Below are 23229 nucleotides of genomic sequence, written 5' to 3' on the forward strand. Positions count from 1 at the left end.
TTCGAACCCTCGATAGAGCTACAAACTCTATACTCCCTTAGCAGGGGAGCTCCTTCGGCCACTCGGACACCTCTCCGTCTTGTGGGGCGTATAATAAAGATTTCAGAAAATATGTCAAACACTTTTCTGACAAAAGTGACTATATGGCTATAGATTGCACACATGCCTGGTTTTAAAGTGTAATTAGTTTGAAAAATAATCAGGTTAGGTGTTTGGGGTGCTTGAATTTACACCCATCACTGGCACTAGTTCGTCCGTAAGTTCAGCAAGGTATTGCTCTTGATAGCCTAACTTCTGAAACTCGGCAATACACGCGCGATAATACGCTTCTCGCTGTTGCTCTGTAGTGTTCTCATCAGGTAAAGATTCTACTCGTTTAGCTTTCATATTATTTCTCTAAGTCCTTTAGAAATTTTTATTTTTTACGACTAAGAATGACCGTGTATAAATTTCGGCCACATTTTAGCTAAAAAATTCACATAAATACAACATAATGTTTAAAAAACAATCATACCAAAAAGTTATAGCACTGCTGTAATGTTGCTAAGCAGTCAAGCAACTTTATGATAATGAAGCTGAATTAAAGATTAATTTACTTTTATACTTACACTTAATTATCAGTGTAGTACTTATTAATTAAAAGCCCTAATGTGAAGTTTAGGCAATGTCTCACAAACAATAGGGCAAAAAAAACGCCGCTAGTTAGCGGCGTTGATAATTTTTTAGTTTATTCTTTCAAGCTTAGTCTGCTTGTGGGCGCATATGCGGGAATAAAATAACATCTTTGATAGTTGATGAGTCAGTAAACAACATGACTAAACGGTCAATACCAATCCCTTCACCGGCTGTTGGTGGTAAACCATACTCTAGCGCGCGAATGTAGTCTTCGTCGTAGTGCATTGCTTCATCATCACCTGCGTCTTTTTCTTCAACTTGGCGAGAAAAACGCTCAGCTTGATCTTGTGCATCATTAAGCTCAGAGAAACCATTTGCAAGCTCACGGCCACCAACAAAGAATTCAAAGCGGTCAGTTACAAATGGGTTTTCGTCGTTACGACGTGCAAGTGGCGATACTTCCCACGGATACCCTGTGATAAATGTAGGTTGGATAAGCATATGCTCAGCCGTCTCTTCAAATATTTCACATAAGAACTTACCTGGGCCCCATACGCAGTTTTCAGGAATTTTAACGTGTACTTGTTTAGCGTACGCTTTTAATTCTTCAAAGTGGTTTTCTGGGTCGTTGAATACCGCAGCATCAAACTCAGGGTTGTATTTTAAGATTGCGTCGCTCATGCTTAAACGTGTGAACGGTTGACCAAAGTCATACTCTACTGAATCAATCACTTCACCGTTTTCATCTTTAGTGGTGTTAACCACAATTGGGCTGCCCAGTACGTTAGTTGCAACTGTACGTAGCATGTCTTCGGTGATGTTCATTAAATCAATGTAGTCAGCGTATGCTTGGTAGAACTCAATCATGGTGAATTCTGGGTTGTGACGCGTTGATAACCCTTCGTTACGGAAGTTACGGTTAATTTCGAATACACGGTCAAAACCACCTACTACTAAACGCTTTAAGTAAAGCTCAGGCGCAATACGTAAGTACATGTCGATATCAAGCGCATTATGATGAGTTACGAATGGGCGCGCAGATGCACCACCAGGAATAACCTGTAGCATTGGCGTTTCTACTTCCATAAAATCGCGGTCGGCTAAAAAGCGACGAATACCTTCAACCACTTGTGAGCGAATACGGAATGTTTCACGCGTTGCTTCGTTAGTAATTAAATCAACATAACGCTGACGGTATTTCGTTTCTTGATCCGATAGGCCATGGAATTTTTCAGGAAGTGGACGAAGTGACTTAGTCAGTAGTTCGTACTCAGCCATCTCTACGTATAAATCGCCTTTACCCGATTTATTAAGCGGCCCTTTAACACCAATAATATCGCCAATATCAAGCTGGCCATATTTTGCTTTTAAATCTTTTTGTACGTCTTTTGATGCATAAACTTGTACACGGCCTTTCATATCTTGAATAGACATAAACGGACCACGCTTAGCAAGAATACGACCTGCAATCGATACTACGTGCTGTAATTCGATTAATTCTTCTTTACTCTTATCACCAAACTCAGCCTGCAAATCTGCCGTGTAATGCTCACGACGGAATTGGTTTGGATGACCGTTGGCTGGGCAATTTGCGCGAATAGCGTCTAATTTGCCGCGACGCTCAGCGATTAACTTATTTTCGTCTTGGATTTGATCAGTCATTTTTTAGCTCTTTTTTAGCTTGGTGGTTATAAACCAGATTTTAAGCTGGCTTCAATAAATTTGTCTAAGTCGCCATCGAGTACCGCTTGAGTATTACGGTTTTCAACGCCGGTACGTAAATCTTTAATACGCGAGTCATCAAGTACGTAAGAACGAATTTGACTTCCCCAGCCAATATCAGACTTGTTGTCTTCTTGGCTTTGCTTTTCTGCATTTTGCTGTTGTAGCTCAAGCTCAAATAATTTCGCTTTTAACTGCTTCATTGCTTGGGCTTTATTTTTATGTTGTGAACGCTCGTTCTGACACTGCACAACTGTATTGGTTGGCACGTGAGTAATACGTACCGCCGATTCAGTGGTATTTACGTGCTGACCACCCGCGCCTGATGCACGGTAAACGTCTATACGTAAGTCAGACGGATTAATGTCAATTTCAATATTGTCATCAACTTCTGGGTAAACAAACGCAGAAGCAAACGAGGTATGACGACGACCACTTGAATCAAATGGGCTTTTACGGACGAGGCGGTGTACGCCTGTTTCAGTGCGTAACCAACCATAAGCGTATTCGCCAGAAAAACGCACCGTTGCGCCTTTAATACCGGCAACATCACCATCGGTCGCTTCAACAAGCTCTACTTTAAAGCCTTTTGCTTCACCCCAGCGTAAATACATGCGAAGTAAAATATTACACCAGTCTTGCGCTTCAGTACCGCCAGAACCTGACTGTAAATCAAGGTAGGCATCGTTTGAATCGTGAGAACCTGAAAACATACGACGAAACTCAAGCCCTTCAAGCTGCTGATTTAAATCAGCCAGTTCGCTTTGCGCTTCATCAAAGGTGTCTTGATCTTCGGCTTCAACAGCAAGCTCTACTAACCCTTCAACGTCGTCAGTACCCGCCACTAAGGTGTCAATGGTTTCAACAACGGCTTCTAGTGCTGACTTTTCACGACCAAGGGCTTGTGCGCGCTCAGGTTCATTCCATACGGCTGAATCTTCAAGTTCGGCGTTAACTTCTTCTAAACGTTCTTGTTTAAGAGCGTAGTCAAAGGTACCCCCGAAGCAGTTCAGTACGTTCGCGAATTTCCTTGATTTGATTAATCACAGGATTCACTTCAAACATGTACATTACTCCAAAATGGCTAGGTTATTGCGCACTTAAAAAAGAGACTGAGCGCAATTAAAAATCATCAAATAATAAAAACGCCCGATTTTAACAAAAAACCGCGCGTTTTATTAGCCTTTTATGCATGGTTTGAAGATATTTTTTAGCCCACTTTTTCAAGCTCTCTTACAATCAGTTGTAAGCTAAATTTACCTCTAAATTCATTTATATCGAGCTGGTACGCTACTTTAACAAACTGCGCCTCGGTATCTGGCCACGCTTTTACATCAATGCCAAAAGCTATGGCGTCAACTAAACGTGCAGATTGGTGTTTAAGGACTAACTTTAGGTGTTTTTCACCCACAATGCGCTGCTGTATCACTTCAAAGGTGTGTTCAAATATCGGCTCAGGAAATTGCTGCCCCCACGGGCCTGATTGTTTTAAAAGCTGGGCAAAATCCATGCTAAAGCAGTCGTTAGGTAGTTCACCATCAGTAAATACAATGCAGCGTTTACTTTCTTCACTGAGTTGCGCGCTGACCGCACTATCAAACGCACGTTTAAACTCAGTAAATTGCTGCTCGTTAATACTTAACCCTGCCGCCATTGCGTGGCCGCCAAATTTATTAATTAAACCAGGCTGCGCGGTGTTTAATCCCTCAAGTAGGTCGCGCATATGCAAGCCTTCAATTGAGCGACATGAGCCTTTTATTTCACCATTTTCACCACCGGCAAATATCACCGTTGGGCGGTGGTACTTTTCTTTTAAGCGCCCGGCTAAAATACCAATTACCCCTTGGTGCCAATCGTCTTGGTACAAACAAATAGCATCGGGCACACTATCTTCTTTAAAGGCGAGCCTATCGAGCACCGCTTGCGCTTCTACTTGCATGCCTTGCTCTATTTCACGTCTGGCAAAGTTTAAACTATCAAGCTCGCCAGCTATGCGCCTTGCTTGATTTATGTCGTTGCTAAGTAAACACGCTATGCCTAGACTCATGTCGTCTAAGCGCCCTGCTGCATTTAAGCGTGGAGCAAGCGAAAAACCAAAGTCACTGGCGCTCAAGCGCGCGGCATTGCGATTAGCCACTTCAATCAGTGCGGTAATACCTGGGCGAGTTTTACCACTGCGAATACGTGCCAAGCCTTGGTGCACTAAGGTGCGGTTATTCGCATCAAGGGCTACCACATCGGCCACCGTACCTAACGCTACAATATCAAGCAAATCAGCAATATTTGGCATAGGATGCTGCTCAAAATAACCTTGTTCACGCAATGCGCTTCTCAGGGCAATGAGTAAATAAAATGCCACACCAACACCGGCTATCGACTTAGAGGGAAAATCACAATCGTGGCGGTTAGGGTTAACAATAGCATCGGCGTTAGGCAGTTGTTCACCCTGCAAGTGGTGATCTGTTACCAGCACTTTAATGCCTGCGGCTTTAACAATATCAATGCCTGCGATACACGATATGCCGTTATCGACGGTGATCACTAAATCGGGCTGCATCGTCACTATTTGCTCAGCCAATGCTGGGCTTAAGCCGTATCCTAAACTAAAGCGGTCTGGTACTAAGTAATCTAAGTGGGTAAAGCCAAACATGGCCAGCCCTTGCATTAAGGTGGCGGTGCTGGTTGCGCCATCGGCGTCAAAGTCGCCCACAATAAGTATTTTGCTTTGTGCGTGTAGGGCTTCAATTAACAGTTGGCTGGCTTTGTCTATATCTTTAAAAAGTTTGAAGTCGTGGAGTGTAGCTGCGCTATTGTTTAGCTCATCGGCATGGGACACATTTCGCGTGGCATAAATTTGCTTAATAACAGGGTGAAGATGGCTCGGCAGATGAGAGTCGTCAACGGGTTCTCGCGCAATGATCATTTTTTTCATGCTAGTTTTTAACTTATGATGTTCATGATATAAGACAAAAAAAGGCCATTAAGGCCTTTTTAAACACATACTCGTGGTATTGCTTAGCCCGCTTTGTTAGCCTCAAGCGCTGCGCTTAATGCCGCAGCAGGCTGATAACCTGGGATCATCGTGCCATCTTCTAAAATAATAGCCGGTGTACCGCTAATACCAAAACTCTGGCCTAACTGATAATGCTCAGCAACAGGTGCGCTACAGCCTTTAACAATTTGGGTATCTGCACCCGATTTAGCTTCAGTTAATGCTTCTTGCTGATCTTTCGCACACCATACATTCATTAAATCAGCGTAACCAGATCCTTGCAGACCGCCGCGTGGAAATGCTAAATACTTAACGGTAATACCCGCATCAAGTAAGTCATCTAGTTCACGGTGTAATTTACGACAGTAACCACAGCTAATATCGGTAAATACAGTAATGCTGTGCTTCTCTTCAGGTGCTTTGTAAACAATCATTGAGTCTTCGTATTCTTTTAACCCTGATTGGCGCACACCATTAAGTGCTTGCTCGGTTAGGTTACTACGGTTGTTTAGATCGATTAGCGTACCTTGCATTAAAAATTGACCGTCAGGACTTGCATACAGCACACCTTTATTGGTGATCAATTCTTTTAAGCCTGCAACTGGGCTTGGATTAATTTGTTTAACGGTCACCCCTAGCGCGGCAAATTTTGTCACGATAGGATCTGTAGCATCCGGAGTGACTGCAACGCTATTAGCAAAAGCGCTCAAACTAGTGCACAACATGGCACCTGCTAACATTAATTTTTTCATAACGGGTTCTCTATCCTAAAAATACTTATCTTATCGTGTCTATATGACCGGCTTAGTGACAAAAAAATTCGCTTAAGCACGAGGATGATGCTCAGCATGCACCGATTTTAATCGCTCATTCGCTACATGCGTATAAATTTGGGTAGTTGATAGGTCGCTGTGGCCAAGCATCATCTGCACCACACGCAAGTCAGCCCCATGATTTAATAAATGCGTTGCAAATGCATGTCGCAAGGTATGGGGTGATAGCGGCGACTCAACGGATGCCAAAATAGCATAGTGTTTAATCCGATGCCAAAAAGTTTGTCGTGTCATACCCACTCCTCGCTTTGAGGGAAACACAAAATCGGTAGCATGTTTTATCATTTGCGCGCGCCCGAGCTTTAAAAATTGCTCGAGCCAATACATGGCCTCTTCACCTAAAGGCACTAATCGCTCTTTGTTACCTTTACCTTTTACAAACACCACAGCTTGGCGCAAATTTATTTGCTCCATTCTAAGCCCCACCAGCTCGGTTACCCGCAGGCCTGTTGCATACAGTAACTCCAGCATGGCTTTATCGCGCAGCCCCATTGGCTCTTCAATGTTGGGCGCACTTAATAGCGCTTCTACTTCGGCCTCAGATAGCGTTTTTGGTAACGACTGCCCTGCCTTTGGCTGAGCAATATTGACCATAGGTGAGTCGCTAATTATTTTTTCACGTACAAAGTACTGATAAAAACGTTTTAATGCACTAATACTTCGCGCAGTGCTGCGTGGTTTTAGCCCTAAATCAACGCGGTGTGCTAGGTAACTTTCAACATCTAAGCTGGTTACCGTCATTAAGTTTTCGCCTTTTAAAAACTGGCAAAACTTATCTAAGTCACTGCGATAAGCGCTCAGTGTGTTTTCACTTACGCCTTGCTCTAAATAGAGGCTATCTAAAAAGGTTTCTAAAAAGTCGCTATTGCTGCTTAGCTCAGTATTTTGTTCAGGTAAATCGTCAGATAGCGTTGTCACGTTGTGATCTCATGTTGGTAATACCACGGGAGAAGGTATCAATTAAAAATACCTTACGGTAAACTTGAGCCTATCATAACAGGCAATTACACAGTGATAAATACGATGCAGATTGGTTTATTTTTTGGTTCTACTACCTGCTATACCGAAATGGCGGCAGAAAAAATACGCGACATTATTGGCGCCGATATCGTCAGTTTACACAATATTAAAGACGAGCCGCTTAAAAACGCTGAGCAATATGACTTTATCATTTTTGGTATTTCTACGTGGGACTTTGGCGAAATTCAAGAAGATTGGGAATCAAAGTGGGACGACATAAAAGATGTCGACCTAAATGGTAAAACCATTGCCTTATTTGGCATGGGCGATCAGCAAGGGTATGGCCAGTGGTTTCAAGACGCATTAGGCATGCTTCACGACGAAATAAATGCCCAAGCCATTACTCAATTAGGCTTTTGGCCGAACGACAGTAATTACGAATTTGAAGCATCAAAAGCCCTTACCGAAGACGGTAAACAGTTTGTAGGTTTAGCATTAGACGAAGATAGTCAGTACGAGCTAAGCGACGAGCGTATTGCCACGTGGGTAGAACAAGTGATGACAGAGTACGCTAAAACCCTATAACTCACTATTGCAAAGAGCGCTGCCATGCAGCGCTTTTTAATTCTTAACTATTCTACTTTTAACCAGTATTGGTTACGGTAAAAAAAGCCCACATAACCGCGCACTTCTAGTTTTTCGCCATTTTGCTGCGGTGTTAAACGCACGCTGTAGGTTTTACCGTTATTTGGGTCGAGTATTTCACCGTCTTCCCAACTACCGTCACCCGCATAGGTCACATCTTCAATAATGGTCATCCCCAACATAGGCTGATTCTTTTTATCACCATCACACTCGGTGCAAAGTGCATCTTGCTTGGCTTTATTGAGTATTTTTTCAATTTTTCCAGTCAGCACGCCATCTTGCTCAGTAATGCGCACGTACGACTTAGCCTCGTTAGTCTCTTCGTTAATAGTTTTCCAAAGCCCAACCGGTGTGGGGTTAGCAAAAACCTCAGAGGTGTTAAATAAGCTGCCCGCTAAAAGGGCTAGTAATAGTATTTTTTTTGATTTTTTAGTTAATAAATTCATCAAATTACTTTAAATATGAGTCAATAATGGTGCCATACTAACAACCCTTTATAAAACACTCTACGTAAAAATGCTTTAGGCATACAGCGTGGTATTACATATTTAAATAAAACGCCTTGCACAGTGCAATGTAGTCTTGACTGTAAGCATTACTTAACTCCCTTATGCATAGAGTGCTTTTACTTACTTCACAATCATCAAAACTAAAAGTCATCAAACTGCGTCTAAAGGGCTTATTTGGCATAGCTTGTACTTGGCAAAGGCGATTTAAATACAGCCCTTGCTGCTGTGCTAATGTTATAAATAACTGCGCCTCAGTAGTGGGTAAAATAAGATTAAAACGCGAATGTTGATGACTTAGTTGCCTAAACGCACCAAGCAGTTCTGCAAAGCTTAAACCATCGGTATGGCGAGCGGTATTTCGCGCTGCATTATCACCTTTTAAACTTTGATTAAAATAAGGCGGATTAGCTATAACACAATCAAATAAACCTGCAGCCTCAAACTGCTGAATAGGCTGATGGTAAATACTAATATCCGGCCAAGGACTTTGCTGGCAATTTTGTAAAGCCTGCTGGTAGGCGGCTTCATCAACTTCAACCGCACTCACCTTTAAATGTGGCGCTCGTTGCTTACACATTAGAGCCAGTAACCCTGTGCCTGTTCCTATATCAAGTAACGTATTTGCGTGGCTTAAATCAGCCCATGCGCCCAGTAAAATACCATCGGTAGAGACCTTCATGGCGCACTGGTCGTGCTCAACCTTAAATTGTTTAAATGCAAAACCAGACATTTTTTCACCTTTTCATTCACCAAGCAGGTTTAAGTGCGTATAATTAACGGCAATTGTCCCCTATTTTTGACACTCTATGCAATTTTCTGAATTTGATCTTGATGATAAGCTACTCAATGCTATTAATAAAATGGGCTATGAAACCCCCACTAGCATTCAACAACAAGCCATTCCTGAGGCGTTGCAAGGACGCGATATTTTAGCGTCGGCACCAACAGGTACAGGTAAAACGGCGGCATTTTTAATTCCGGCAATTCAATATTTAATGGATTTTCCGCGTCGTGATCCGGGCTTTGCACGGGTATTAATTATGACCCCAACGCGCGAGCTTGCTTATCAAATTCATGAACAATGTGAGTTACTTGCAAAACAAACCCAGTTAAAAATTGGGGTAGTTACCGGTGGTATTAACTACGGTACACACAAAGAAATTTTTGAAAATAATAACGACATTTTAATCGCCACACCTGGGCGTTTAATGGAATATTTAGAAACCGAAAACTTCCATGCAGAAAACGTAGAAATGCTCATTCTTGATGAAGCCGACCGCATGCTCGACATGGGTTTTCGTAAAGAAATGCTGCGCATTTGTGATGAAGCTAAAAACCGTCGTCAGTGCTTTTTATTCTCAGCTACTCTTGAAGGTGACAGCGTAGAATTATTTGCAGAGCGTATTTTAAACGACCCGGCTCTGCTTGAAGCCGAATCATCACGCAAAGAAAAAGCTAAAATACATCAATGGGTTCATTTAGCCGACGACTACCGCCATAAACTTGAGCTATTAGTTAACACCTTAAACGGCCCTGATGTTAGTAAAGCGATTGTGTTTGTAAAAACTCGTGAGCGCCTTGAAACCCTTATTGGTGAACTAACCAATAACGGCGTTAAAGCTGCGTGGCTACGTGGTGAAATGCCACAAGATAAACGCATGAAAGCGATGGAAAATTTCCACAGTGGCAAAACCCGCATTTTAGTCGCGACCGATGTAGCCGCGCGTGGTATTGATGTAGCTGATATAAGCCACGTAATTAACTTTGATATGCCTCGCACTGCAGATGTTTACGTACACCGTATTGGCCGTACAGGCCGCGCGGGTAAAAAAGGCATAGCGATTTCACTCATTGAAGCGCACGATATTGGAATCCTTTACAAAGTAGAACGTTACATAGAACAGAAGCTAAAACGCCGTGTATTTAAAGGATTAGAGCCAAAGCATAAAGAAGCCAAGCCACCAGTCAAAAAGCGTAAAGATCCAGTAAAAATGAAAGCGAAGAAAAAAGCCAAAGCTAAAAAGAAAAAATAGCTTTAGCTTTAATACATTTGATTGAGCCGACGTTTGTCGGCTTTTTTGTGGCTTAAAAACAGTGAGTAAGCAATTCAGAGTAATATGTAAAAACTACTTAGCTGAATAACCACTTAATAAAATATCCAATTATTTCAAATGGTTAATTTTGGAATGAAACTTGTAACCCAAGCTAGTGTATGAGTATTAAAACGCCGAGTATCGGCGCTGCTTTTTCAAAAACACTAAGGATATAGTTATGAGTCGCATTAAATTTACTATCGGTTTTATTTCGTTTTGTTGTTTATTTTTATTAGTCTCTGCTTTTAAAGTTAGTGCAGCAACGCATTTAGCAGTAGTAAGTAGTGTGGCCACACAACCTAATTTACAACAATCTATTACTCATGAGTTACGTACTAATCCAAATTTAGAATTAGAAAATTTGAACGTACAGGTCGAAAATGGCGACGTTGAACTTAATGGCAAAGCTAATAACGGTTTTGAACGTGCTCTTGCACAAAAATTTTTAGAAAATATGGATGGAGTTAAAGTAATTCGCAACAAAATTAGTGTTATTTAATACAACTTTTTCTTAACTAATACACTTAACTTATCCCTCAGCGCTGCTTGCTTCTCCAACACAAGCGGCGCTTTTTATGGCCTTCACAATATAAATTCAATACAGACATAATCCCAATCCAGTTTAAATAGCTTGATTAAAAGCCTTTTTGTTTACGCACCAATCGCGACGCTCATTGCAGCTACTTATACCATTGAATCCTTTATTACTCACAGACACTTACTATATAGGGCTTGCATCAAGCTTGAGCACAAATTCGATTAATTAAGTAATCTATTTTGAGATGAGAAACCTTATCGATATAGTTTTATAATTGAGATGCTTTTAAGGCAGTTAGCGCAAGGCTTTAATTACTTCAGATTATCAATTGGGTCTGTTGTTCTTTCAAGGTTGAATTTGCAGTAGTCTGTTTGGTATTTAGCCAAGGGTTCTGCCCAGGGACATTTACTCTTTGTTGGCTACATGGATGGTGGTAAGGAGCGTGAGCTGGACGCGGAAGCTTTGCTCGGTTTTTACTTATTATTACATGGATGTAAGCCAGTAGAATAACGCAGGAGCAGTTATCGAGCCCACTAGGCAACAAACCTCGCGTCGCGATTAAATAGCTCTTAGTTTGAACTAATTTTAATCCGCAAAGGTCAACAGACCCTTATATTATTTATTATAAAAAGCGCGTTTTACTTTGTAAAAACGCGCTGATAGTCAGTAACTATTTCCCAATGCTTTTACCTTCGGGGTTTTAAATTATTTACTCACCTTGGCTTGCATCAGTATTATTGTCACCCTCTTTATTTGCTGACTGCTGACTTATTTTATCGCTTATCATGGCATCGAGTTTTTCACCGCCCTTAATACCAAAATCCAACGTACGAATAGGAAACGGAATACTAATATCAGCGGCATCGAGTGCTTGCTTTACAGCCACAACTCCTTTGTGACGCACCGTCATAAAATCAGGCTCGCCAGGGTATTTGATCCAAAACCACACCAACAAGTTTATACTGCTATCACCAAAGCCTTCGGCATAAACAGCGGTTTCATTTTTGCGGATCACAAAGTCAAATTGGTTAATTTTGTCGACGATGACCTCACTGGCTTTTTCTATATCGTCAGCGTAAGAAATACCCACCGGCACTTCTATTCGTCTTACCCCTAAGGTGCTGTAATTACGCAGTACATTTCTAAATAGTATTTTATTAGGTACCAGTATCAATTGCCCGTAAAAGCTCTCTATTAGTGTGTTGCGCAAGTTTATTGAATGTACCGAACCAAACACATTATCGGTTTCTATGACATCACCCGCTTTAAACGGTTTACGAATTCCCATGGCAATACCCGCTATCAGGTTTTCGGTCATATCTTGAAAAGCAAAACCAATGGCAAGACCAACAATACCTGCACCAGCAAGCAGAGAAGTGACAGTACTTTTTAAGCCCATAAAATCAAGGGCAATAAATACCCCCACACTCAGTACAATAACTTTAAATATTGAGGCCATTAAATCGGCAATTTGCGTAGAGTCGAGCGAGCGACGTAAAACATTTTTCATTCCTTTGCCTGCCAAACGCGCAATAAATGAAAATAGAATGGCAATGATCACCGCAACAATAAAATTAGGGATATGGCTTATAACTACATCAAACCAACCGCCGAGCTTTTCTTCTATCAACTTTTCGGCTTCTGTAATTGAGGGAATTGAGAGCATTTATTTTATACCTTAGTTAGGGTTAGTAATCTAAGGTTTGCAAAAATAACGCCAGTATAAAAAAGCCATGCAATGCATGGCTTATTAAATACTTTAAAAAGTGTGTTAGTTTTGCTCTTCGCGTAAAAATACCGGTTCAAGTTCTTTGGTGGTTGCCTCTGGGCTAAAGTAATAGCCGGCCACAGTAAACTCTTTGAGTTGGCTTAATTGAGTCACTTGATTTTCAATGATGTAGCGTGCCATCATGCCGCGCGCTTTTTTAGCGTAAAAGCTAATCACTTTATATTGGCCGTTTTTACAGTCTTTAAAGTGTGGTGTAATAATGTGTGCGTTAAGCGTTTTTTTATCTACTGCTTTAAAGTATTCGTTAGAGGCTAGGTTTACTAAGTATTGTGCATCTTGTGCCGCTAATACGTCGTTAAGTTTATTAGCAATAACACTGCCCCAAAACTCATATAAGTTTTTACCCCGGCTATTTTCAAGTTTTGTACCCATTTCTAAGCGATAAGCCTGCATTAAATCAAGCGGCTTTAATACTCCGTATAATCCCGAAAGTATACGTAAATGGTCTTGAGCGTAATCAAGCTGCTTAGTAGTGAGGGTATTAGCATCTAACCCGCCGTATACATCGCCGTTAAAGGCAAGCACGGCCTGTTTAGCATTATCGGTAGTGAATGGTTGTGCCCACTCACTAAAACGCGCTGCGTTGAGGCCTGCGAGTTTATCGCTAATTTTCATTAAACTGCCAATTTGCGCAGGAGTTAGTTCACGGCATACTTTCATGAGCGCTTCGCTGTGCTCAAGTAATTCAGGTTGAGTGAACTTATCTGTTGCGGGTGGCGTGTCGTAATCAAGATTCTTTGCTGGTGAAATAACAGTGATCATAGTTAGCTATTGACTTGTAAATTATTTAATGTCAATTTCAACATTAAATGAAACGAAAAGCACGTTTTGTTTAAAATTATCCTACCTAAAACTCAACCGTTACCGTTTTTTTATTGATAAGGACATAAGACCTATCAAGCATTGTCACACTGTTGCAGTATAGCTATATTAAGGTAGTTTAGATTTTCTTTTAACTTGCTTGGAATGAGGAAAAGCAAATGACTAGCGCTCTACAAAGGCTTAAACAACATTCTTCTATCGTGGCCGACACGGGCGATATAGAAGCCATAAAAAAACATCAACCTGAAGATGCGACTACCAATCCATCGCTACTTTTAAAAGCGAGCGAGATTGAAGCTTACAAACCTTATCTAGATAAAGCATGGCAGTATGCAAAAGAAACAGAGCAGCAGCCTGCAAAACAGCTAGAGCTGGCTTGTGATTATTTTGCAGTATTACTTGGTAAAGAAATTAGTGAAATTGTACCGGGTTATATTTCTACCGAAGTTGATGCACGTTTATCATTTGATACCCAAGCAACAATTAATAAAGCACACACGCTATTGAGCCTTTACGAAAAAGAAGGCGTAAGCAAAGACAAAATTTTAATTAAAATAGCGTCAACGTGGGAAGGTATTAAAGCGGCTGAGCAATTAGAAAAAGAAGGCACTAAGTGTAACCTTACTTTATTATTCAGCGATGCCCAAGCGCGCGCCTGTGCTGATGCAAACGTATTTTTAATCTCTCCATTTGTTGGCCGTATTTTAGATTGGCACGTGGCAAACGGTATGGAAAAACCAACCGATCCGCTTCAAGATCCGGGTGTGCAATCTGTACGTAGCATTTTTGAGTTTTACAAACGTCACGACTACAAAACCGTAGTTATGGGCGCAAGCTTTCGTAATACCGGTGAAATTATTGCCCTTACAGGATGCGATAAGCTAACAATTAGCCCTAATCTTTTAGAAGATTTGGGTAATTTAGAAGGTGCTGAAGAATACTTGCTAGCAAGTGATATTACTAAAGAGCCAAAACCTGAGCCACTTAGCGAAGCACAGTTCCGTTGGTTACATAACCAAGATGCCATGGCGACTGAAAAACTCGCTGAAGGTATTCGCTCATTTGCAGATGCACAGGAACAATTAGAAGCACGCTTTAAAGCGATGTAACTAACCGCTGTTTTAAGAGTTTAAAAACGTCGCTTATTGCGGCGTTTTTTATACCTGCAATTTTATTTTAAATACTCGCCTTGTCCCCATTTAAGTGCTGTTCTCATTGATCTTCATCAAAATACCACCCACTAGTAACAGTTTCGTCACATTTATATTCTATTTTATTAATAGCTGTGGTATAGATACTGCCGAGGTTCAAAAAGTGGTCAATAGGAGATAATCAATGGATAGCCTAAACGAAATAATAGAGATATTAGAAGGTTCTGATACATCGAAAAAAACCTCTCAAAAAAATAAAAAAAGAAAATGGCGCGAAATAGAAGCAATAAAAGATAAGCAACGTTTGCGCAAAGAACTACAGGAGCTTGACTATTTTGCAGATAGTGTTGCTATTGATGAGTTAGAGTTTTAACCAACATAAGCAACTAAAAAGGCTTTCATAAATGAAAGCCTTTTTTAATGCCTATTACCCTATACCTGCCAATTAATGGGCTGCGCCCCTTGCGCTATTAACAGTTCATTGGTTTTGGAAAAGTGCTGGCAACCAAAAAAGCCGCGATGCGCTGAAAGCGGCGAAGGATGAGGCCCTGCCAATACATGATGGCGCTGGCGATCAATACTTTTACCTTTTTTTTGTGCATGTGCGCCCCATAAAATAAACACCACACCTTGGCAGTGTTCATTTATATGAGCAATCACGTTATCGGTAAATTGCTCCCAACCTAAGTGTTTATGGGAATGGGCTTGCCCTTGCTCTACAGTTAATACTGTATTGAGCAAAAATACACCTTGCTCTGCCCAGCCTTGTAAATAGCCGTGTTCTGGCGTGGTAAAGCCATTAATATCAGTTACTAACTCTTTATAAATGTTTTTAAGCGAAGGCGGGAGCTTTTTAACCTCAGGCAATACTGAAAAACACAAACCATGCGCTTGCCCTTCTCCATGGTAAGGGTCTTGACCTAATATAACCACTTTAATGTCGCTAAGTGGAGTTGCATCAAATGCGCTAAACACCTGTGATTTTGGCGGATATACAGCTGTGCCTTCGGCTCGTTTATTCGCAATATATTCAAGGGTTTGCTGCATATATGTTTGGCTAAGTTCATGGTTTAAAAAAGATGACCAGTTGCTCATAATTGACTCTTAATAAATTCTCTAGATATATCTACTTTGTCACACATCTGCGCTAATCCATCCAACATTCTGGGGGTAAACCGATGTAATAAATCAGCATTGACGCTAATAAATTGCTCATACTTTACCGCAGGGATTTCAGGCCATTGCTGCCAATTTACCGTAGGCATTACCCTTTTTGATTTTTCATCAGGAATAATAATAACTTGTGGCTTAGTAACTATCACGTTTTCGATGCTAATTTGTGGGTAATCTGTGTCGCTGTTTGCAAATACATTGGTTACTTGGCAAGTTTCGATTAACTGATTGATCCATGTATTTTTTGATACAGTCATCATAGGCTCAGGCCACAACTGATAAAACCCAGTAAGCGTGGTTTTATCTTTCTGTGTAACTTTAATTGCGTTGAGTTTGGCCGTAAATGTCTCGGCTACTTGTTTACTTTGCTCAATATGACCCGTTATTTGACCTAGTTTTAGTATTTCCGAGGCAACCCCTTCAATAGAACGTGGATCACTTAAATATAATTCAATTCCTAAACGCTTTATTTGTGCTAAATCTTCAGCCTGATTACCACTTTTCCACGCAATCACCATGTCAGGTTTTAGCATGAGTAACTTTTCAATAGAAATGCCATTGTAGCCACCAATACGCTCAATTTTAGTCGCCTCTTGCGGGTAATCTGCGTAATCCAGCGTGCCCACTATTAAATCACCAGCACCAATAGCATATAAATTTTCAACTATGTGTGGTGCTAAAGCCACTATACGAAGCGGCTTGTCAGCTAGGGCTTGAGGTACATTAACAGCAAACAATAACAGCCCAAAAACAATACGCTTTAACATTAGTAATCAAAGCCTTTCAATGCTTTTACGCCCGACTCAAACGCATGTTTTACATTACGTACTTCACTTACCGTATCGGCAAGCTCTATTAAGGTGCGATGCGCAGCACGACCAGTAATAATTACCGATTGCATAGGCGGTCTATTATTTACAGCAACAACCACTTCCTCTAGGTCGATATAACCATAGGTCACCATATAGGTGAGTTCATCGAGTAATACCACATCGATACTGCTGTCGCTTAGCATCCGCTTTGACTCTTGCCATGTTGCTTGCGCTGCCGCGGTATCGGCCTCTTTATTTTGCGTATCCCACGTAAACCCGGTGTTCATAACAGCAAATTCAACCCCAGCACCTTGCAGTAAATTACGCTCACCACACTCCCATGTGCCTTTAATAAACTGACATACCGCAGCTTTTTTGCCGTGCCCAACACAGCGTGCAACCACACCAAAGCCAGAAGTCGACTTGCCTTTACCGTTACCAGTAATAACCTGAAAAATGCCTTTTTCTCGTTGCGCTGCGGCTACTCGCGCGTCAACCTGTTCTTTTACTTTTTGTTGGCGCTGTTGGTGCTTGTCGTTAGTTGATTCAGTCATTGTTATGTCCTTGATAAATTTTAATAATTTGTTCAATATTTAAATGCGCTTTACACATATCAGCTAAGCGTTCTAACTGGCGTTCACGATGCTCATTTATACTAATCGCACTAATTGCACTTTCTGGTTTCACCCACTTTAACAGCTGCTCTGTGGCTGCAGGACTATCAAACAAGCCATGTAAATAGGTACCAGCAATGGCATTATCGTCACTCACAAAACCATCGGTTTTAAAGTCATTGGGGTGTTTATTAAAGCGAATGAGTGGCTTGTAGAGCGCCTTTCCTTGACTAATACCTGCATGTATTTCGTAGCCATCACATGCAACCTGTTGCTCATTTAAATTAAGCACTGCGCTCACTCGGCTTAACACTTTTTGCTCACCCAATAGCGTATCAAAATCGCTAAGCGCTAAACCCGTCACTTGCCCCAACGATGACTCCACCCTATTTGGATCACTGATAGTGTTGCCCAGCATTTGCATACCACCGCAAATACCCAATACTTTGCCACCATAACGTAGATGGCGCTTAATTTGCTGATCCCAGCCTTCATTTTTTAAAAACGCGAGATCGCTGAGTACATTTTTACTGCCAGGTACAATAATTAAATCAACAGCAGGAATTGCTTGTGTATGGCGCACGTAGGTTATATTTATATTCGGGTGTAATCGCAGAGCATCAAAATCGGTATGGTTACTAATATGTGGCAATAACAGTACAGCAATATTTATACTGGCATCGGTCACATTATTATCTATGGCCACAGCATCTTCTGCATCAAGTGCTAAATCGTGCAAGTAAGGTAATACCCCTAATACAGGTTTACCGGTGTACTCCTCGAGCCAATCTAGCCCACCTTGTAATAAACTAATATCACCACGAAAACGGTTAATCACAAAGCCTTTTACTCGTGCTTGCTCAGACTCGCTTAATAACGCCAAAGTCCCGACTAAGTGCGCAAATACTCCTCCTTTATCAATATCGGCAATAATAATAACAGGGCAATCCACTTGCTCGGCGTAACCCATATTTGCAATATCGTTTGCGCGTAAATTAATTTCGGCTGGGCTGCCAGCCCCTTCTACCAGTAATAAATCAAAGCGTTTAGCTAAACGCTTATGCGAGGTTAATACTGCATCCATAGCCACTTTTTTGTAGTCATGGTAAGCATCGGCTTCCATATTGCTGATAGCTCTACCATGAATAATAACTTGTGCGCCGGTATCACTATTGGGTTTGAGTAATATAGGGTTAAAGTCAATTTCAGGTTCAACTTTTGCGGCTATGGCTTGTAATGCTTGGGCTCTGCCAATTTCGCCACCATCGTGCGTTACGGCACTATTGAGCGCCATATTTTGTGGTTTAAACGGTGCAACATTAACCCCTTGGTTAGCAAACACTCTGCAAAGTGCTGCCACTAAGGTGCTTTTACCCGCATCGGAGGTGGTACCTTGTACCATTAATGTTTTCATTATTTACCCACCAGCTGGCGCTTACGAAAATACAAGATACTTAAAAAGAATAGACTACCAATGGCCGCCGTGATCACCCCTATTGGCAGCTCTTGGTTAGCGAGTAATGAACGTGCCAGTACATCGACCCATACCATAAATATGCCCCCGACTAATCCGGTCATTAACAATCCAACACTACTGCCTTGAGAGATAAAAAAGCGCACTATGTGCGGCACCATTAAGCCAACAAAGCCAATTCCGCCACACATAGCAACCAACACGGCTGTGATCAATGAGCTTAAAATAAGCATTAAAATTCGAAAGCGATGCACCCGAACACCAAGCGTTGTTGCGCTTTCATCACCTAACAACATGGCATTAAGTTGACGTCTAAAGCCTAACATAATGACTGTACATGTAATGATGACCAAGGCAGGTAATAACAGTGACGGCCATTGCGCCCTAGCAAAACTTCCCAAAGTCCAAAATAAAATAGCCGCGACGGCCTGCGGATCGCTCCAATAAAGTAACAAACTGGTAAAGGCGCTAAATAAAAATGATAAGGCCACCCCAGCCAATAACATCGACTCAACTTGGGCGTTGCGTTGACTGCCAGCAATTAAAATTAATAACCCCATTGCTACTAAACTGCCAATTAAGGCTGCTGCTGATAGCGCAATGCCTGCGCCTATTCCAACAAAAGCCATTAATACTACGACTCCTAATGATGCTCCCGACGAAATACCAAACAAATAAGGGTCAGCCAATGGATTACGAGTAACTGTTTGTAATATCAATCCAGCAATCGCTAAACCGCTGCCGGCCAAAAAAGCCAATAACGTACGTGGCATTCTTAATTCAATAATAATGCGGCTGGTAAATGAGGCCTCGCTTGAAAAAGTTAAGCTATGGTATACATCTGCGAGCGAGGTAGGGGCAGCACCAAAGCTCAATGCCACAAATAAACTAAATACAGCGCATAGCAGTGCAATAATTAACGCCACACCATGGTTAGACATAATCGCCATGTTATTGGTATCCATAATAATAGGTAATATGGGGAATAGACTCACCATTGGACGACGTTTGAGGGTGAGCATTAACTTGGGCGCAAACACCAAAAACCTCATCAAGCATTTGCTCGGTGATCACCTTATTAGGCTTTCCCGCGCTAGCGATTTCTCCGTTTTTAATAACCACTAACTTATCGCACATGGCTGCCGCTAAATTTAAATCATGAAATGAAGCAAACACAGTAATGCCCAAAGATTTAGCCAGCTCCATTAATTGAATTTGATATTTAACATCAAGGTGGCTTGTGGGTTCATCCATAATGAGTAGCTGTGGTTGCTGCACAATCGCTCTGGCAATAAGCGCTCGTTGCTTTTCACCGCCAGATAGTGAGTCAAATGACTGATTGCTATGAGATTCAAGCCCAACACGACTAATAGCCTGCGCTATTTTTTGTTTATCTGCTTGGGTGGTCGAGCTAAATAGCGTTTTATGCGGGGTAAGCCCTAGAGCTACAACATCGAATAACGAGAGATTAAATTGCGACGGTGTTTCTTGTAGCACTACCGCAACTTGCTTGGCATAGTCTTCACTTTTTAGCTGCCAAATATCGGTATCGTTAAATTTAATGTCGCCTGCTGATGGCTGATTAAATCGATATAAGCACCGCAGTAAACTCGACTTTCCTGCCCCATTAGGGCCAATTAAACCAATAAATTTACCACGCTCAATGCTCACATTAATGTGCTTAAGAATTAATGTATTGTCCACTCGCCAAGAAACGTTGTTAACGGTTAAAAGCGGTAAGTTTAAAGAGGTGTGAGTGTGCAAAAAATTATCCTAGGCAGGGAAACACCCACACTCAGTACTAATACGTACCAAAAAGAAAATGAGTTAACCCGCTCGTTATATGAAGTTTTAAGGCATTTGTATCTGACTTACAGTAAAACTGATCACAGTTACGGGAATAGTTGAGGAGTTACACCTCATTCCAAATGCTTGGCTATTATGCGCAGATAAGTAAATAATTTAAAGCAAAAAAAAACCGCACTCAACTGAGTGCGGTTAAAAGGGAGTGTTTTAACTAAGGTTTAGTTAAAACTTATATTCCATACCTAAACCTAGGTAATCTTGGTCAACATTGTTGTCCATATCAAAGCTTGAGTAAAAGCCAAATACTTTAAGGTTTTTGTTTAGCTTATGGTCAACACCTACCGATACCGCGCTTTTATCATCGCTGTCATCAAAATCCATTGTTTGGTATTGCACTTTGAAAGTGTTGCTACCCATAAGATAAGCTGCATTCACTAAGTAACCGTCAGCCTCAGCGCTGCCATCTACTTTTTCTTGTGTTTGGTACATTGCGCCAAGTCTAAAATCTTCAATTTTACCTTGAACTGTTGCACGCACTACATCGTAACCATTTACTTCGCTATCAGCAGCAATGGCAGCATATACTGCGCTCTTTTTAAGGCCTGCATCACCGTAAGTTAACGCCACTGAGTAGCCATTTTTGGCATCTACGTCGTCTTCTGCAATAAATGACGCTAATACTTTAAAACCTTCATATGAGTTTGAAGCATAAGATACTGAGTTACCTAAACGATTTTCACCTTTAAAGGTATTTTTTATATCACCTTCAAGATCGTTGAAAAGATCTAGTTTCCCCTGCGCTTGCTTAAGCGCGGTGTCGTTGCGGCCTATCACAACCTGACCGAATCCGCCTTTAAAGCCCACATATTGATTACGCGCTGAAATATTGTCGTCATCACCTTTAGAATCGGCATCAGACACATCAACCTGAAATTCAAACTTATAAACCGCTTCTAAACCGTCTGAAATTTTTTCAGACCCTTTAAGTCCGAAACGAGATGCATTACTTTTAATTTCAGTAAACGATCCTTCACCATCGTCAGATGATTGAACGGTTACATTTGCTTTACCGTAAATATCTACCTCTGCAAGTGCATTAAAAGATAAACCACTAAGTAGGGCTAAGCATAAGCTCGATTTTGCAAATTTCATGTTATTTCCTCGATAATCACAATAGACTAATTTTTAAAACAGCAGCAGTGTGTCACCACTAAATGACAAAAATATTACAAAGGACACATTTTTGTCTTTTTAAGTTAATAAATCTGCATTAAATCTGAAATCAAAATAACATGTAAAATAAACTGCCTACCGACTACTTACTTTGTTTCAATAAACTCGGTGTCATTTGCGACAACAAATTAACCAAGGTTTCTATTAACTCTTTCTGTTCGTTATCTCTATGATAGGCAACAAATACATCTCTTGAGGTATTTTCTACCCCTTTTACATGAAAAAGTTCGCCTTTTTCTAAATGATCTTTAACTAATACCTGTGGAATAAACGCACTACCGCCACATTGCAGTATTAAATCAAGCGCTATACGCCCTGTACTGGTTCTAAAATAAGGCGGTGTTTTACCGGTAAACTGACGCGCATGCCAAAGAGAAAACGTGGTTCCCCAATCAACATACACATATTGATTATCAAAAAAGTTATCACTGGTTGCCGTATCGTAACCACTCACCGGAATAATAGGCAGTTCACAAATACGTTCAACCACAAGTTCATCAACTTTAGGAGGATCAAATAAAATAGCTAAATCAAGCGTGCGCTCCAACAATAAGCGAGTGCTTTCTTGTTGCGCTTTCACTTCTGCCACCAGCGATACACCAGGCATAGCCGATACAATATTTGTAATACCAAACTGTAAAAATGCATCCCAAATATTAGGCGTACCTGCTAAACTAATTTGCTTATGCATATTATCTGCAAGAGCAACATCAACTTTGGCTCTTTGCATGCCGGTAATAATCATTTGCGCATGCGGTAACAAGCGCTCACCTGGGGCGGTGAGTTGAATATTATTACGCTGACGAATAAATAAATTTACGCCTAAGCCCTGCTCTAATTGGCGAATTCTAAAACTCACCGCAGACTGCGTTATGTATAGGTTTTCTGCCGCTTTACCAAAATGGCGAGTACGCACCACTTCGACAAATGTTTTTAATAAATCTATGTCCAATTTTTTATCCTCACGATAAAAATTTTTTGTTTAAAAAAATAGCGATTATGTCCCATACTCCAGCTAATAATTGGTATGAGGGTACAGCTATGAGCAATGATATTTCACTACTTCGTCAAGCATTCGTAAGTCAACGTCAATTTTATGATGACCAAAACTTTCCACGCGGATTTAGCCGCAGCGGACACTTTACCCTGTTAGAGGCAAGTATTTTAGAACAGCACGGTGTTGTTTTAAAAAGCCTGTATAACAAAACAGTTGAGCCACAAAACGAACATCAGCAACAATTTGTAAATGCGGTTAGTGGCGCAATAGAGCCAAGTAACCCAATTGAGCGAGCATGGGTTAAATATTTAAAGTTAACAACCTGCAAAACAAAATTCCATACATTATTTGGACGCTCAAAAATTTCAGGGCCAACACCAATAAGCCAAGATTATTATTCTGAGGCAGACAATCTATAAGTCACTACAATAGTTGCTTTTTGGCGTTTTAG

The 23229-nt window shown here is 41.1% G+C and carries 24 protein-coding genes and 1 riboswitch; of the genes, 6 read left to right on the forward strand and 18 right to left on the reverse strand.

The window, feature by feature from the left end; all coding sequences use genetic code 11:
• Window positions 1–204: 204 nt before the first annotated feature.
• From QL984_RS02325 to xerD, 6 genes are all read right to left on the reverse strand, one after another.
• Complete coding sequence (locus QL984_RS02325; RefSeq protein ID WP_013465804.1) at window positions 205–387, reverse strand: hypothetical protein; 183 nt, start codon at window positions 385–387, stop codon at window positions 205–207.
• Between the two features lie 354 nt (window positions 388–741).
• Window positions 742–2277, reverse strand: coding sequence for a lysine--tRNA ligase (lysS, locus tag QL984_RS02330; protein WP_033102563.1), 1536 nt, complete (start codon window positions 2275–2277; stop codon window positions 742–744).
• A 26-nt stretch (window positions 2278–2303) separates the two neighbouring features.
• A protein-coding gene (prfB, locus tag QL984_RS02335; protein ID WP_096038752.1) for a peptide chain release factor 2 occupies window positions 2304–3402 on the reverse strand; the annotation gives its coding sequence in 2 pieces (ribosomal slippage) (window positions 2304–3326 and window positions 3328–3402; 1098 coding nt in all).
• Window positions 3403–3547: 145 nt separating this feature from the next.
• Window positions 3548–5269, reverse strand: coding sequence for a single-stranded-DNA-specific exonuclease RecJ (gene recJ, locus QL984_RS02340; protein ID WP_008467799.1), 1722 nt, complete (start codon window positions 5267–5269; stop codon window positions 3548–3550).
• A gap of 83 nt (window positions 5270–5352) precedes the next feature.
• A complete protein-coding gene (dsbC, locus tag QL984_RS02345) occupies window positions 5353–6081 on the reverse strand; it encodes a bifunctional protein-disulfide isomerase/oxidoreductase DsbC (RefSeq protein ID WP_008467797.1) in 729 nt (242 codons plus the stop codon).
• Window positions 6082–6153: 72 nt separating this feature from the next.
• Complete coding sequence (gene xerD, locus QL984_RS02350) at window positions 6154–7080, reverse strand: site-specific tyrosine recombinase XerD (protein WP_008110662.1); 927 nt, start codon at window positions 7078–7080, stop codon at window positions 6154–6156.
• A gap of 105 nt (window positions 7081–7185) precedes the next feature.
• Between xerD and fldB the strand changes: the two genes are divergently transcribed.
• Entirely contained in the window at window positions 7186–7707 is a 522-nt protein-coding gene (gene fldB, locus QL984_RS02355) for a flavodoxin FldB (protein WP_008110660.1), read from the forward strand.
• 47 nt (window positions 7708–7754) lie between these two features.
• On the opposite strand, the gene QL984_RS02360 is transcribed toward fldB, so the two are convergent.
• On the reverse strand, window positions 7755–8213 hold the full coding sequence (locus tag QL984_RS02360) for a DUF2147 domain-containing protein (RefSeq protein WP_036956626.1): 459 nt from the start codon (window positions 8211–8213) through the stop codon (window positions 7755–7757).
• A gap of 94 nt (window positions 8214–8307) precedes the next feature.
• Window positions 8308–9006, reverse strand: coding sequence for a methyltransferase (locus QL984_RS02365; protein ID WP_036956627.1), 699 nt, complete (start codon window positions 9004–9006; stop codon window positions 8308–8310).
• A gap of 76 nt (window positions 9007–9082) precedes the next feature.
• On the opposite strand from QL984_RS02365, the gene srmB reads away from it, so the two are divergent.
• Together srmB and QL984_RS02375 are read left to right on the forward strand one after the other, a co-directional pair.
• Window positions 9083–10309, forward strand: a complete 1227-nt coding sequence (srmB, locus tag QL984_RS02370; RefSeq protein WP_013465810.1) for an ATP-dependent RNA helicase SrmB — start codon at window positions 9083–9085, stop codon at window positions 10307–10309.
• A gap of 238 nt (window positions 10310–10547) precedes the next feature.
• Entirely contained in the window at window positions 10548–10868 is a 321-nt protein-coding gene (locus tag QL984_RS02375; RefSeq protein ID WP_036956628.1) for a BON domain-containing protein, read from the forward strand.
• Window positions 10869–11616: 748 nt separating this feature from the next.
• On the opposite strand, the gene QL984_RS02380 is transcribed toward QL984_RS02375, so the two are convergent.
• Together QL984_RS02380 and yaaA are read right to left on the reverse strand one after the other, a co-directional pair.
• On the reverse strand, window positions 11617–12573 hold the full coding sequence (locus QL984_RS02380) for a mechanosensitive ion channel family protein (RefSeq protein WP_033102560.1): 957 nt from the start codon (window positions 12571–12573) through the stop codon (window positions 11617–11619).
• A gap of 105 nt (window positions 12574–12678) precedes the next feature.
• Window positions 12679–13458, reverse strand: coding sequence for a peroxide stress protein YaaA (gene yaaA, locus QL984_RS02385; RefSeq protein ID WP_028835667.1), 780 nt, complete (start codon window positions 13456–13458; stop codon window positions 12679–12681).
• Window positions 13459–13676: 218 nt separating this feature from the next.
• Here yaaA and tal point away from each other — a divergent pair, with 218 nt between their 5' ends.
• Window positions 13677–14627, forward strand: a complete 951-nt coding sequence (tal, locus tag QL984_RS02390; RefSeq protein WP_128583164.1) for a transaldolase — start codon at window positions 13677–13679, stop codon at window positions 14625–14627.
• Between the two features lie 226 nt (window positions 14628–14853).
• Window positions 14854–15042, forward strand: coding sequence for a DUF3545 family protein (locus tag QL984_RS02395; RefSeq protein ID WP_008467780.1), 189 nt, complete (start codon window positions 14854–14856; stop codon window positions 15040–15042).
• A gap of 59 nt (window positions 15043–15101) precedes the next feature.
• Here the strand turns inward: QL984_RS02395 and ung are convergent, their stop codons facing one another.
• The 8 genes from ung to QL984_RS02435 form a co-directional block, all read right to left on the reverse strand.
• The gene (gene ung / locus QL984_RS02400; RefSeq protein WP_033102558.1) at window positions 15102–15764 is read right to left on the reverse strand and encodes a uracil-DNA glycosylase; all 663 of its coding nucleotides are present in this window, start codon (window positions 15762–15764) and stop codon (window positions 15102–15104) included.
• Window positions 15761–16609 carry a cobalamin-binding protein gene (locus QL984_RS02405; RefSeq protein WP_064663499.1) on the reverse strand — a complete coding sequence of 283 codons (849 nt, stop codon included), beginning with the start codon at window positions 16607–16609 and terminating at the stop codon, window positions 15761–15763. Before QL984_RS02405 ends, ung begins: the two co-directional genes overlap by 4 nt.
• A complete protein-coding gene (gene cobO / locus QL984_RS02410) occupies window positions 16609–17208 on the reverse strand; it encodes a cob(I)yrinic acid a,c-diamide adenosyltransferase (protein WP_028835663.1) in 600 nt (199 codons plus the stop codon). The genes QL984_RS02405 and cobO overlap by 1 nt, the downstream gene beginning before the upstream one ends.
• Window positions 17201–18682: a cobyric acid synthase gene (locus tag QL984_RS02415; protein WP_128583163.1), complete on the reverse strand. Its 1482-nt coding sequence runs from the start codon at window positions 18680–18682 to the stop codon at window positions 17201–17203. The genes cobO and QL984_RS02415 overlap by 8 nt, the downstream gene beginning before the upstream one ends.
• The gene (locus tag QL984_RS02420) at window positions 18682–19692 is read right to left on the reverse strand and encodes an iron ABC transporter permease (protein ID WP_028835661.1); all 1011 of its coding nucleotides are present in this window, start codon (window positions 19690–19692) and stop codon (window positions 18682–18684) included. The genes QL984_RS02415 and QL984_RS02420 overlap by 1 nt, the downstream gene beginning before the upstream one ends.
• A 1-nt stretch (window position 19693) precedes the next feature.
• Window positions 19694–20506 (reverse strand): ABC transporter ATP-binding protein, encoded by an 813-nt coding sequence (locus QL984_RS02425; RefSeq protein ID WP_128583162.1) that lies wholly within the window; start codon window positions 20504–20506, stop codon window positions 19694–19696.
• 78 nt (window positions 20507–20584) lie between these two features.
• Window positions 20585–20709, reverse strand: a riboswitch (cobalamin riboswitch).
• Window positions 20710–20770: 61 nt separating this feature from the next.
• The gene (locus tag QL984_RS02430) at window positions 20771–21700 is read right to left on the reverse strand and encodes a porin (protein ID WP_033102554.1); all 930 of its coding nucleotides are present in this window, start codon (window positions 21698–21700) and stop codon (window positions 20771–20773) included.
• A gap of 163 nt (window positions 21701–21863) precedes the next feature.
• Complete coding sequence (locus QL984_RS02435; protein ID WP_013465823.1) at window positions 21864–22733, reverse strand: LysR family transcriptional regulator; 870 nt, start codon at window positions 22731–22733, stop codon at window positions 21864–21866.
• An 89-nt stretch (window positions 22734–22822) separates the two neighbouring features.
• Between QL984_RS02435 and QL984_RS02440 the strand changes: the two genes are divergently transcribed.
• The gene (locus tag QL984_RS02440; protein ID WP_128583161.1) at window positions 22823–23197 is read left to right on the forward strand and encodes a DUF413 domain-containing protein; all 375 of its coding nucleotides are present in this window, start codon (window positions 22823–22825) and stop codon (window positions 23195–23197) included.
• Window positions 23198–23229: the final 32 nt, after the last annotated feature.

The sequence above is a fragment of the Pseudoalteromonas sp. APC 3495 genome (genome assembly GCF_030407645.1).
Classification (GTDB): Bacteria; Pseudomonadota; Gammaproteobacteria; order Enterobacterales; family Alteromonadaceae; genus Pseudoalteromonas; species Pseudoalteromonas tetraodonis.